General features: G+C 74.8%; 11 protein-coding genes. 4 read left to right on the forward strand and 7 right to left on the reverse strand.

Translation table 11 applies throughout. The annotated features are described in order from the left end of the window. The coding region (locus PV341_RS39130; RefSeq protein WP_500360287.1) for a DMT family transporter at positions 1-905 on the forward strand (905 nt) is incomplete at its 5' end. A 22-nt stretch (positions 906-927) separates the two neighbouring features. Here PV341_RS39130 and PV341_RS39135 read toward each other — a convergent pair. Beyond that, positions 928-2259, reverse strand: a complete 1332-nt coding sequence (locus PV341_RS39135; protein WP_500325130.1) for an aminotransferase class I/II-fold pyridoxal phosphate-dependent enzyme — start codon at positions 2257-2259, stop codon at positions 928-930. 35 nt (positions 2260-2294) lie between these two features. Here PV341_RS39135 and PV341_RS39140 point away from each other — a divergent pair, with 35 nt between their 5' ends. Both PV341_RS39140 and PV341_RS39145 read left to right on the forward strand, forming a co-directional pair. Continuing rightward, entirely contained in the window at positions 2295-2966 is a 672-nt protein-coding gene (locus PV341_RS39140) for a pyridoxamine 5'-phosphate oxidase family protein (RefSeq protein ID WP_500325131.1), read from the forward strand. A gap of 14 nt (positions 2967-2980) precedes the next feature. After that, positions 2981-3619 (forward strand): FMN-binding negative transcriptional regulator, encoded by a 639-nt coding sequence (locus PV341_RS39145; RefSeq protein ID WP_500360288.1) that lies wholly within the window; start codon positions 2981-2983, stop codon positions 3617-3619. Here PV341_RS39145 and PV341_RS39150 read toward each other — a convergent pair. From PV341_RS39150 to PV341_RS39165, 4 genes are all read right to left on the reverse strand, one after another. Further along, positions 3616-5136: an FG-GAP repeat protein gene (locus PV341_RS39150; protein ID WP_500360289.1), complete on the reverse strand. Its 1521-nt coding sequence runs from the start codon at positions 5134-5136 to the stop codon at positions 3616-3618. The two genes, PV341_RS39145 and PV341_RS39150, sit on opposite strands and share 4 nt — an antisense overlap. A 773-nt stretch (positions 5137-5909) precedes the next feature. Then, positions 5910-6890, reverse strand: a complete 981-nt coding sequence (locus tag PV341_RS39155) for an EamA family transporter (RefSeq protein ID WP_500325137.1) — start codon at positions 6888-6890, stop codon at positions 5910-5912. 12 nt (positions 6891-6902) lie between these two features. After that, positions 6903-7463, reverse strand: coding sequence for a peptidase (locus PV341_RS39160; protein ID WP_500325139.1), 561 nt, complete (start codon positions 7461-7463; stop codon positions 6903-6905). Positions 7464-7615: 152 nt separating this feature from the next. Beyond that, the gene (locus PV341_RS39165; protein ID WP_500325141.1) at positions 7616-8698 is read right to left on the reverse strand and encodes an aldo/keto reductase; all 1083 of its coding nucleotides are present in this window, start codon (positions 8696-8698) and stop codon (positions 7616-7618) included. 154 nt (positions 8699-8852) lie between these two features. On the opposite strand from PV341_RS39165, the gene PV341_RS39170 reads away from it, so the two are divergent. Next, entirely contained in the window at positions 8853-9770 is a 918-nt protein-coding gene (locus PV341_RS39170; protein ID WP_500325143.1) for an AraC family transcriptional regulator, read from the forward strand. A gap of 4 nt (positions 9771-9774) precedes the next feature. Here the strand turns inward: PV341_RS39170 and PV341_RS39175 are convergent, their stop codons facing one another. Together PV341_RS39175 and PV341_RS39180 are read right to left on the reverse strand one after the other, a co-directional pair. Then, a complete protein-coding gene (locus PV341_RS39175; protein ID WP_500325145.1) occupies positions 9775-10470 on the reverse strand; it encodes a pyridoxine/pyridoxamine 5'-phosphate oxidase in 696 nt (231 codons plus the stop codon). Between the two features lie 72 nt (positions 10471-10542). Further along, positions 10543-11970, reverse strand: coding sequence for an RICIN domain-containing protein (locus PV341_RS39180; RefSeq protein WP_500325147.1), 1428 nt, complete (start codon positions 11968-11970; stop codon positions 10543-10545). Positions 11971-11987 lie beyond the last annotated feature (17 nt).

An 11987-nucleotide genomic window follows, 5' to 3' on the forward strand; every position in this document is an offset into this window, starting at 1 on the left:
CCGCCCCATCGGTCACCGCGCGCCGCCGCCCCGTCGTGGACTGGCGCGTCAGCTGGGCCGTGCTCGCGCTCATCTGGGGCTTCAGCTTCCTGTTCATCAAGGTGGGCACCGAGGCGTACGCCCCGCTGCAGGTCGCGCTCGGCCGCATGGTCTTCGGCACCGCCGTGCTGGCCGCCGCCTTCGCCGTGAAGCGGGAACGGATGCCGCGCGGCGCCCGCACCTGGGGGCACATGGCGGTCGCCGCGCTGCTGCTGAACACGCTGCCGTTCACACTCTTCGCGTACGCGGAGCTCACCATCCCCTCCACGCTCGCGGGGATCTGCAACGCCACGACCCCGCTGTGGAGCATGGTGCTGTCGGTGGTGGCGCTCTCGGACGACAAGCCGACCCGGCAGCGGGTCGCGGGGGTCGGCATCGGCTTCGTCGGCGTGCTGACCGTCCTCGGCGCCTGGCAGGGCTTCTCCGGGACGGATCCGGCGGGCACCGCGATGGCGCTGGGCGCCTCCGCGAGCTACGCGGTGGGGTGGATCTACGTGCGCCGCACCCTGAGCGGCAGCGGCAACTCGGCGCTGTCGATGTCCTCCGCACAGCTGCTGCTCGGCACCGTCCAACTGGCCGTGCTGACCCCGCTGTTCACCTCCACGCCGGGCTCGTTCCCGCTCTGGCCGACACTGTCGGTCGTGGCGCTGGGCGCGCTGGGCACCGGGATCGCCTTCCTCCTGCAGTACGGGATCGTCGCGGAGAAGGGCCCGACCATCGCCACGATGGTCACCTACCTGATCCCGGTCATCGCGACCGCGGCCGGTGTCGCCCTGCTGGACGAGCACCTGACGTGGAACGAGCCGGTCGGCGCCCTCGTCGTGCTCGCCGGCGCGGCGCTGACCCAGCGCCGTCCGGCGGCCTGACCCCCTCCGGCCCGCGCCCCCGTCAGCCGAAGCGCCCGGCGCGGTGCGGCCGGACGGCGGCGGCGACGGCGTCGGCCAGGGCCGGGACCTCGTCCGCCGCGACCGGGGAGACGGTGATGCGGATGCCCGGCGGGGAGTCCAGGCGGAAGCGCGCGCCGGGCGCGACCGCCCAGCCCGCCTGCAGGAGCCGGGCGACCGCCCCGGTCTCGTCGGGCACCGGGACCCAGACGTTCATGCCGCTGCGGCCGTGCGCGGGGACGCCGCGGTCGGCCAGCGCCCGCACCAGCGCGTCGCGGCGCGCGGCGTACGCGGCGGAGACGGCCGGGACGTCGACCGCTCCGGTGCGCCAGAGGTGGGCGACGGTGTGCTGCAGCAGATGGCTGACCCAGCCGGGCCCGAGCCGGTAGCGGCCGCGGACCCGGTCGAGCGTGACCGGGTCGCCGGTGAGGACGGCCAGGCGCAGGTCGGGGCCGTAGGCCTTGGCGGTCGAGCGGACCAGCATCCAGTGCGGGGTGCTCCCGGCGAGCGGGTGCAGCGGCAGCTCGGTCAGGCCGTTCACATGGTCGTCGTCGATGACGAGCACCTGCGGGTGGCCGCTCAGGACGGCGCGCAGTTCGCCGGCGCGCGCCGCGGAGAGCGTGGCCCCGGTCGGGTTCTGGCCGCGGTCGGTGACGATCAGCGCCCGCGCGCCCTGCCGCAGGGCGGCGTCCACGTCGTGCGGCAGCGGGCCGTCGTCGTCCACGCCGACCGGGACCGCGCGCAGCCCCAGGGCGGGGACGAGGTCGAAGACGCTGCCCCAGCCGGGGTCCTCCACCGCCACCGCGTCCCCCGGCCGCAGGTGGGCGGTGAGCGCGCGCTCCATGGCGTCGAGCGAACCGGAGGTGAGGCCGACCGGGCCGGCCGGCACCCCGTCGGCGTCGAAGGCGGCACGCGCGAGCGCGGCGAGCTCCTCCTCGACCGGGGACCGCCCGTACAGCGTGGGCTGCCGCGCGTTGCGGGCGGCCGCCTCGGCCAGCGCCTCCCCGAGCGGGGGCAGCAGGGCGGAGTCCGGGTTGCCCGTGGACAGGTCCCGCACCCCGGGCGGCACCTCCAGGCGGATCTCGTCCCGCGCGGTGGTCGCCGGACGCCGGCGCACCCGGCTGCCGCGCCGGCCCGCCGTCTCGATGACGCCGCGGTCGCGCAGCAGGCGGTAGGCGGCCGCGACGGTGTTGGGGTTGACGCCGAGTCCGGCGGCGAGCTCCCGCAGCGGCGGCAGCGCGGCGCCGGGCGCGAGCGCGCCCTCCCCGATGGCCCGTTCGACGCTCGCCGCGATGTCCGCTGCGCCCCGACCGGTGAACGTGTACTCTCCTAGCACAAAAAGCATTATGCACTAGTGCAAAGGATCGCGCCATGTCCGCCACGCCCTCCGCTGCCGATGCGTACGCTCCCACCGACCTCACGGTCCCGACCCGCAGCCGCGAGCGCGCCTCGTACGACCGCGACCTGGTGCACGCGATCCTCGACGCGGACTACCTCTGCCACCTCGGCTTCGTCCGCGACGGGGCACCGGTCGTGCTGCCGACCCTCTACGCGCGCGTCGGCGAGCGACTCTACGTGCACGGCTCCACCGGCTCCCGTCCGCTGCGCGGCGCCGGCGAGGACACCGGGCTCCCGGTCTGCCTGACCGTGACGCACCTGGACGGGCTCGTGCTGGCCCGGTCCGCCTTCCACCACTCGATCAACTACCGCTCCGTGGTGGTGCACGGCGTGGCCCGCCAGGTCACCGACCCCGCCGAGCGCTCCGCGGCCCTGGACGCCCTCGTCGACCACATCGTGCCCGGCCGCGCCGCCGACTCCCGCCCCGCCAACGCCAGGGAACTGGCCGCCACCGCCGTCATCGCCCTCGACCTGCACGAGGTCTCGGCCAAGGTGCGCACCGGCGGCCCCGGCGACGACCCCGAGGACCTGGCGCTCCCCCACTGGACGGGCGTGCTGCCGGTGACCCGCTCCTACGGGACGCCCGAACCCGCCGACGACCTCGACCCGTCGATCACCGTCCCCGGCTACCTCACCGCGCGCTGAAAGGAGCCCCGCGCATGCTCGTCCACCCCTGGGACGCCGCCCTCGACGAGGCCGAGTGGCAGGACTGGCTGGCCGCGCGCGACTTCGGCCAGCTCGCGGTCAACGGACTCGACGGCGCGCCCCCGTTCGTCCAGCCGCTGCACTTCGCCTACGACGCCGTACGGCGCGAGGCGGTCACCCACCTCGCCCGGCCGAACCCGCTGTGGGCCGCGATCGAGGCCCACCCCCAGGTGACGCTCAGCGTCGTCGACGACTACACCTTCATCCCCGGCCCCTGGCACGCCCCCGAGGGCACCCCGCCCGAGCACGGGACGCCCACCAGCTACTACGCCGCCGTGCAACTGCTGTGCGTGGCCCACCTCGTGGACGACCCGCAGGAGAAGGCGGACCTGCTCCACCGGCAGCTCGCCCACTTCCAGCCGCGCGGCGACCACGCCCCCGTCGTCCCCGGCCAGGCGCCGTTCGGCCGGATGCTGCCCGGGATCCGCGGGCTGCGGCTGGAGGTCACCGACGTGCGCGCCAAGTTCAAGTTCGGCGGGAACCGCCCGCGCGAGACCCAGTGGCGGGTCAGCGGGCTGCTGGCCGAGCGCAACGGTCCGGGCGACGACGCCGCCCGGACCCAGCAGTTGCGCCGCATCGGGCAGCGCGGCTAGTCGTCGATCGCCGCGCCGAACCGGGCGTTCTGGGACGGGGCACCGAGCGAGCCGCCGCCGTACGTCCAGCTCCCCGGCAGCTTCAGGCCGCCGGCGCCCGCCGAGAGCACCCACACCACACCGTCGTTGGTGTTCTCGCCCGGGGCCGCGACGAGCAGACCGAAGTAGCCGTCGCGGTTGGGGTCGGTGAAGGAGACCTGGGCACCGAACTTGTCGGCCTTCTCGGCGGCGCCCGGGACGCCCGCCGTGTTCTGGCTGACGTCCAGGACACCGGCGGTGGTCAGGCCCCCGGCCGAACCGCGCAGCACCCACACGGCTCCGGCGTCGGCGACGCTGCCGATGTCCTCGCCTGAGGCGCCGATCGCGACGTCCGCGTACCCGTCGCGGTTGACGTCCCCGACGGAGAGGTCCGAGCCGAAGCCGTCACCGCGCTCCGAGACACCCGGCACGCCGGCGTCGTCCTGGGTCCACCACACGGGCGGGCTCCCCGGACCCTCCTGCCCGACCGGCCCGTCCGGGCTGCCGTAGTAGACGCCGACCATGCCGCCGGTCATCGACGCGCCGCCGTCGTCGGGGCTGTGCGGCTCCCCGGTCACCAGGTCGTCGAAGCCGTCGCCGTTGACGTCGCCGGAGGCGACGACGGGGCCGCCGCGCAGGGCGGTGACGGGCAGCGGATCGATGTCGTCGCTGAGGAGGACGTACGACCAGCCGTAGCCCGGCTCGTCGCCCAGGCTGAGGCCGGAGACCACGAGGTCGGCCAGGCCGTTGTCGTCGTAGTCGCCGGTCGTCAGCGAGGTGGGTGCGATGCCGGGCCCTTCCGCCTGCCGGGCGAGCGGCGTGCGCCGCCGGTCCTTGAAGGGCGTGAAGGTCCCCGCGTCCCCGCCCTTGCGGGCGGCGGCCTGCGGCACGGACTCGTACTGGAAGATCGACAGCCCCACCTTGTCGATCACGGCGAGCAGGTCACCCGGGACGTAGGTGGTGAAGTGCCCGGCGGCCAGGGCGCTGCCGAACCGGTCACCCTTCATGGCGCTGACGGACTGCAGCCAGTCGCTCGCGGCGCCGGACAGCCCCTTCGCCGAGCCCCACAGGACCACGACGCCGCCCGCGTCGGCGCCGACGCCGCCCAGGTCCTCGCCGGGGATGCCGACGACGGCGTCGTCGTACCCGTCCCCGTCGAGGTCCCCGCTGGCCACGGCCTGGCCGAAGGCGTCGCCGGTCTCGGCGGCGCCGGGCACGCCGGAGGTGTTCTGGCTGAAGACCTTGGCGCTGGTGGTGACCCCCTTGGGCCCGCCGTACTGCACGGTGACGGCACCGGCGCCGGAACGCCCGCCCACGGTGGCGCCGGGCGCGCCGGTCAGCACGTCCTCGTACCCGTCGCCGTTGAAGTCCCGGTTGCGGTCACTTGCATGGGTGCCGCCGGGGGTCCCGGCGACGGAGGCGGGCGCGGTGGCGATGGCCGCGCCCGTGATGAGGAGAAACGACGCCGCGGTGACCGCAGCCGAGCGGTTCTTGCGCATGAACGGCTCCTTCGCTCAAGAACGACCGGGCGGTGCGGGGGTGTCCGGAAAGAGCCCGTTTCCTTCTCCGGCACGGTCTTTGACACGCCGTGGGGAGGAATGGTTGTAGGGGTGATTGCGGAAGCATGGACGGAGGAGCGCCGTCGGCGCACGGCACCGCGGGCACCACGACCGCCGCGGCCTCCCGGCCTGGCGGGTCGGACGCTCTCCACGGCCCGCGGGCCACAGCCTGGGACGAACCGACGAGCGCGACCGCCGCTACCGGACCGGGCGGACCGACCTGGCGTGCCGGCCCGGTGCGGCAGCGCGCCTGACGATCCGGTCGGGGACGATCACGCTGTGCCGGGGGCGGACCCGGCCGCCGCGCCAGCGGGGCCGCGCCCCCGACACCAGCGTGCGGCACGCGGACCAACGCGACCGCCGGTGCCGGACCCCCGCGGGCAGAACGCCCCGGCCGCCCGCGGCGCGTGGCCGCGACGACGAGCGACAACCACCTACCGGTGACTCCGGCGGACCACGCCGCGCCAACGCTGTCCGCGGCACGCGGACCAGCGCCACACTGGTGACGGCCCCGGCGGCCCGGCGGCTGGAACACCCCCGGACCCCACGGGACGTGGCCGGGCCAAGGGGCCGGCGCGCCTAGCGACCCGGACGGGGGCGACACAGGCCGCGCAGGTGTCCCGGACGGTCGTGCTGGTCCTCAGCAGCGGCGCGTCGCCGCGACGACCACCTACCCGAGACCCCGCAGGGCGGCGCCGCAGCCGGCGGGAGCGTTACGCGGGTTGCGTCGCGGACGCGGCGGCCTCCGTGTCGGCCGGGGTGCCGGAGGCGACGACCGTGGTCGTGCCCTGCTTCTTGGCGGTCTGGGCGACGAAGGCGCCCGCCAGTACGAGCGTTCCGCCGATGACCTGCGGCAGGGCGAGGTGCTCGCCCAGCAGCACCCACGCGAAGACGGTGCCGACCACCGCCTCCAGGCAGGCCACGACTCCGGCCACCTGCGGCGACAGCCGTCGTACGGCGACCACGCCGGTCAGGTAGGCCAGCACGGTGGCCACCAGCACGACCCAGCCGACGAGCAGGACCGCGGGCACGTCGGTCTCGCCGAGCGCCGCCTGCCGGGTGAGCACCGACCAGTCCATCGACCAGGGGCGGGAGACCGCTGTGAGCACGACGGCGCCGATGGCCAGGCCGTAGGCGATGACGGCGACCGGGTCCGGCGCGTCGTCGCCTTCGCTGCCGTGGTCGGCCAGGACGAAGTAGCTGACCTGGCAGCAGGCGGCGCCGAAGGCGAGCGCCAGGCCCAGCGGGTCGAAGGCGAGCCCGGACCACACCTCGACCACCGCGGCCATGCCGCCGACGGCGAGCACGACACCGATCGCCGCGGCCTTGCTGACCGCCTTGCGCTGGACGAAGCGCACCCAGCCGAGCAGCAGCGCGGGACCGAGGAACTCCACGAGGATCGCGACGCCGACCGGGATGCGGGAGATCGCCGCGAAGTAGAGCGTCTGGACGCCGGCGACGCCGAGCAGGCCGAAGCCGAGCAGCAGACCGGGGCGGCGCAGCAGGAGCGCCCGGTGCCGCAGCACCACGGGGAGCATGACGAGTGTGGCGCCGGTGACGCGCAACCACACCACGTGCAGCGGGTCGAGCCCCGCCTCGATCAGCGGCTTGGCCGCCACCCCCGAACCGCCGAACGCGAACGCGGACACCAGCGCGAGCCAGAGCCCGGCGTTCCTCCCCTGAGACACATGCATCGGGCCATGATGTCAGCTCGCGACAGGACCGTCATCCCTGTGGCGACTGTCGCCCTCGGTACGTGGCGGGTGCGGGCGCCCGGCCAGGACCTCCGGTTCGACCCCCGCCGACCTCAGCACCTGCGCCGCCCGGCTCCCCCGGTCGGCGACGAGCGCGGCGAGCAGGTCGGTGCCGTCGGCCCGCGGCGCGTCCCGCTCCCCGGCGCGGACGGCGGCCGCGCGCAGGGCCGCGGCGGCGGCCGGGCTCCAGCCGGGTGCGTCCACGGCGGTGAGCACGCTTCCGGCGCCCGGGTCCTCGACCGCGTCCCGCCAGGCGATGCCGTAGCCGATGCTGCGCTGCGCGAGGTAGCCGAGGACGCGCGCCACCCGCCCGCCACCGGCGGCGGCACCCGTCGTACCGGCCGCGCCCGCCGCACCGTCCACGGCTTCCCGCGCCCGCGGGTCGGCCTCGAGGAGGGAGTGCAGGAGGTGCGCGGTGTCGACCTGCCGGTCCCCGTCCCTCGTGGCGCGCCGCCGGGCGGCGGCGGTCACGGTGCGCAGCTCGGCGCCGAGCCGCGAATCGTTCCAGTGCACGCGGTCCACCCCATCAGACGGCACGCCCGGGCGGCATCGCCGCACGGTCCCATTCCGCCGTCCTGCGCTGGACGGGCACCCCCGTGCGCCGCGTCCTCCTCAGGGATGACGCCGTCCCCAGGACCGGCCCCGGGCCGGGCGCCGCGGGCGGTTCAGTAGCGGACGTCGCTCTGCAGCAGCGGCGGGTACACCGAGGACGCCCGGCCGTCGACCGTGGTGCCCGCGAACTGCAGCATCGCCTGCAACTCGCCGTGCAGGGGCGCCGGATAGCCCAGCACCGGGGCCGACACCTCGTCCAGCCGCCGCAGGTGCTCCGGGGCGAGGACCGTCTCGAGGCCCGCGAGGTTGTCCTCGAGGTGCTCCAGTCGCCGCGCGCCGACGATCGGCACGACGGTGCCCTCGCGGGCGCGCAGCCACGCCAGGGACACCGCCGCCGAGGTGGTCCCCAGCTCGTCGGCGACGGCGGCGACCTCCTCGATCACGGGGTACTCGTCCTCCCCGGGACCGCCCACGAACGAGGTGCGGGCGGAGTCGGCGACCGCGCCGCCGCGCCGGTACTTGCCGGACAGGAAGCCGTTCTTCAGCGGGCTCCACGGCACGAGCGCCATGCCCTGGTCGAGGGCGAGCGGGGCGAGTTCGCCCTCCACGGTGCGGGCCAGCAGCGAGTACTCGACCTGCAGCGCGATCAGCGGGGTCCAGCCCTTCAGCAGCGCGGTGGTCTGGGCCTGCGCGGTCAGCCAGGCGGGGGTGTTGGAGAAGCCGATGTAGCGGATCTTGCCCGCGCGCACCAGGTCGTCGAGGGTGCGCATCGTCTCCTCGATCGGGGTGTGCCGGTCCCAGTTGTGCAGCCAGTACAGGTCCAGGTGGTCGGTACGCAGGCGGCGCAGGGTCTCGTCGAGCTGGGCGACGATCGAACCGCGGCCCGCGCCGCCGCCGTTGGGGTCGCCGGGGAAGAGGTTGGTGAAGAACTTCGACGCCAGCACCACGTGCTCGCGCCGCCCGGGGTGGGCGGCGAACCAGTCGCCGAGGATCCGCTCCGAGTGGCCGTTGGTGTAGAAGTTCGCGGTGTCGATGAAGTTCCCGCCGCGGTCCAGGTAGGTCGCCAGGATCTTCTCCGACTCCTCGACGCTGCACCCGGCGCCGCCGGGGTCCTCGCCGAAGGTCATCGCGCCGAGCGCGAACGGGCTGACCCGCAGCCCCGATCGGCCGAGGGTGACATAGTGGTCGAGCGGCATGGACGTGCTCCCTTGTGCGTCGGAATCTGTCCACTCCATGCAACGGGAGACGGCTCCGGCGGGGTAGACCGATCCTCGCGGGCTCTTGCCCGATCCTGCCGACTTCGCCCCGATCGGGCTTGCCGGGCCTCTGGAGGGGATGGTTCGGTGAGGTGTGCGCACCCCTTCCGACCTCCTGGACGAGGTCCGCGGCCTCATCTCGACCCACGCCCGGCCCGACCTGCGGACGCCCATCGACGGGCTGCTGCTCTCGCGGGTGGCGACCGCCCCGCCCGACTACTCGCTGACCGAACCGCTGCTGGTCGTCATGGCCCGGGGCGGCAAGCGCCTGCTGCTCGGCGACGAGGTGCACGACTACCGGGCGGGGCAGTACCTCGTGGTCACCGCGGTCCTGCCGGTCACCGGCCACTACGTGGACATGAGCCCGCGGCACCCCGCGCTGGGCATGGGGCTGGTCCTGCGCGCGGCCGCCATCGCCCCGCTGCTGCTGGAGGCACCGCCCGGGCGCCGGGCCCGAGCCGCGTCCGCCCCGCCCGCGATCGCGACCGGTGAGGCCGGACCCGACCTCCTCGACGCCGTCGTGCGGCTGCTGCGGCTGCTCGACCACCCCGCGGACGCCCCCGTGCTCGCCCCGATGATCGAACGGGAGATCCTCTGGCGGCTGCTCACCGGCCCCCACGGCGCCATGGTCCGTCAGATCGGCCTGGCCGACAGCGGCCTGTCCCAGGTCAGCCGGTCCATCCACTGGATCCGTGACCACTACGCCGAGCCCCTGCGGATCGAGGACCTCGCCCGTCTCGCCGGCATGAGCCCCTCCGCCTTCCACCGGCACTTCCGCGCCGTGACGACCATGAGCCCCCTGCAGTTCCAGAAACGCATCCGCCTCCAGGAGGCCCGCTCGCTCCTCGTGGCCCGGCCCGAGGACGTCGCGGGCGTCGGCCATGTCGTCGGCTACGCCAGCCCCACCCAGTTCAACCGCGAGTACCGCCGACTGTTCGGCGCCCCGCCGGGCCGGGACGCCGCCCGCGTCCGCACCGCTTCCGGCCCGCCGGGGGTGCGGCACCTGCCGTGAGGCCTCAGGGCCAGAGCAGTCCTCGTGTCCAGCCGCCGGGGGCGGCGGGGTCGCGGGTGTAGCGGAGGCGGACGTGGCCCTGGGCGGGGGCGGCCTGCCAGAACTCGGCCTCGTCGGCGACGAGCCGGTAGACGGTGTGGCCCTCGGGCACGTCGTCGGGGTGGGCGGCCACGTGCCCGGTGGCCCGGCGCCGGGCCTCCTCGTAGGCGGCGCGCCCCTGCATCGGGGCGCTCATCACGCCCGTGAAGCCGGCGATCCGGGAGGCCTCGCGGCGGCCGAGGAAGTCGCGGCGGGCGGTGGCGCGGTCCAGGGTCTCGACCGGCCCGGTCACCCGGATCTGCCGGCCGTGCCGCGGCCAGTACCAGGTGAGCGCGGCGTGGGGGCGGTCCGCCAGGTCGCGGCCCTTGCGGCTGGCCGCGTCCGAGGCGAAGTCGAAAGCGGGACGGTCGAGGTCGACGCCGCGCAGCATGAGCACCCGTGCCGAGGGCCGGCCGGCGGCGTCCGCCGTGCTGAGGGTCATGACGTGCGGTTCCGGGACGCCGTCGTCGAGGGCGTACGCCAGCCAGCGGGCGAACAGCGGCCCGGGTTCGGGTCCGGCGGTCGCGGGGTCGAAGGACGGGAGGGGTCCGCCGAGGACGGGCGCGGAGCGCATGCGCTCGCGGAGGGCGTCGGCGGTCACGGGTGCCTGGTCGTCGGTCACGCACCGATCCTGGCATGCGGCCGCCCGGCGCACCGCGGTCGCGCGGTGCGCCGGGCGGCGGCGGTGGGGCCGTCAGGCCGGGAGGTGGAACTGCTGGTTGGTGCCGCCCGCGCAGGTCCAGATCTGCAGCCGGGCGCCGTTGGCGGTGGACTTGTCGGTGACGTCCAGGCACTTGCCGGAGGCGGGGTTGACCAGGGTGTCCCCGCTGCCGCGCTGCCAGACCTGGGCGCCGGTGCCGTTGCAGTCGTACAGCTGGACCTTGGTGCCGTTGGCGGTGCCGGCGGCGGTGAGGTCCATGCACTTGCCGAGGGCGCGCAGCGTGCCGTCACTGCCCACCGTCCACTGCTGCGCGGTGGTGCCGTTGCAGTCGTACATCTGGACGGCGGTGCCGTTGGCGCTGCTCGCGGCGGCGATGTCGACGCACTTGCCGCCGAGGCCGGTGATCTGGCCGGTGGATCCGGTGGGCGGCGGGGTCGTGCCGCCGCCGGTCACGGTGTTGAAGACGGAGGAGAACTGCCAGGCGCTCTGCGGGGTCCCGCTGCAGCTGTCGGAGAGCTGCCCGTTGGTGGCGCAGGCCTTGTCGCGGCCGAGCGCCCAGAAGGCGAGCTCCTGGATGCCCTTGGACTGGGCGAAGTTGGCGAGCGTGGCGGCGTTGCCGGTGGTGAAGATCTCGCTGGTGTCGTCGTTGACCCCGATCATCGGGGTGTTGCCCTCCATCGCCCACAGCTGGGCGTCGGACTTCTCCGGCCAGATGGCGCCGAGCTGGCCGCGCAGGGCGGTGGCGGCGTCGGTGGCCGCCTTGCCCATGTCGCGGGTCCCGTCGTAGTAGTCCATCGTCATGATGTTGACGAGGTTGACGTTCAGCCCGTTGCTCTTGGCGTTGGAGAGCAGCTTCGTCCCGTTGTCGTCCAGGCCGTTCGGCATGGACGGCAGGGTGTACTGGACGTCGAGCTTGCGCCCGGCGGCCGCGTACTCCTGCTGGAGCTGGGCGAGCGCCTTGTTGCGGCGGTCGTTCGCCGCGGTGTTGGCGATCGCGCTGCCCTCGACGTCCAGGTCGACGCGGGTGAGGTTGAGGGCGTCGACGACCTTCTTGTACTGGGCCTTGAGCGCGGACACGGTCGTACAGGAGAGGCCGACCTCGGTGCCGGAGGCACCGCCGAAGGAGACGATGACGTCGCCGCCGGCGGCCCGCAGGGAGTTGACCGCGGAGGTCCAGCCGGCGTCGGTGACGGGCGTGTCGCCGTTGAACATGGCGTTGCAGCCGCCGCCGTCGATGACGAAGGCGAGGGTGAAGTACTTCAGGCCCGTCGCGTTACGGGCGTTCGTCATCGCCGAGGGCGAGTTCCAGGTCTCGACGTAGGGCGCGGCATAGTGGGCGGGGAAGCCGGGGCCGGGGTTGGCGGCGGCGCTCGCGGAGCCGCCGGTGGCGACGACGGCGGTGGCAGCCATCGCGAGGACGGCGGGGGCCGCGGCGAGGGCTCTGACGGCGGATTTCAGCACGGGACGGCTCCTTCGTG

It is taken from the genome of Streptomyces sp. PA03-1a (assembly GCF_033792805.1).
Lineage (GTDB): Bacteria > Actinomycetota > Actinomycetes > Streptomycetales > Streptomycetaceae > Actinacidiphila.

Excerpts from the sequence above, each read along its gene's own strand:
- PV341_RS39140 (WP_500325131.1), top strand. The coding sequence starts at position 2,295 with ATGTCCGCCACGCCCTCCGCTGCCGATGCGTACGCTCCCACCGACCTC.
- PV341_RS39145 (WP_500360288.1), top strand. The coding sequence starts at position 2,981 with ATGCTCGTCCACCCCTGGGACGCCGCCCTCGACGAGGCCGAGTGGCAG.
- PV341_RS39150 (WP_500360289.1), bottom strand. The coding sequence starts at position 5,136 with ATGCGCAAGAACCGCTCGGCTGCGGTCACCGCGGCGTCGTTTCTCCTC.
- PV341_RS39155 (WP_500325137.1), bottom strand. The coding sequence starts at position 6,890 with ATGCATGTGTCTCAGGGGAGGAACGCCGGGCTCTGGCTCGCGCTGGTG.
- PV341_RS39165 (WP_500325141.1), bottom strand. The coding sequence starts at position 8,698 with ATGCCGCTCGACCACTATGTCACCCTCGGCCGATCGGGGCTGCGGGTC.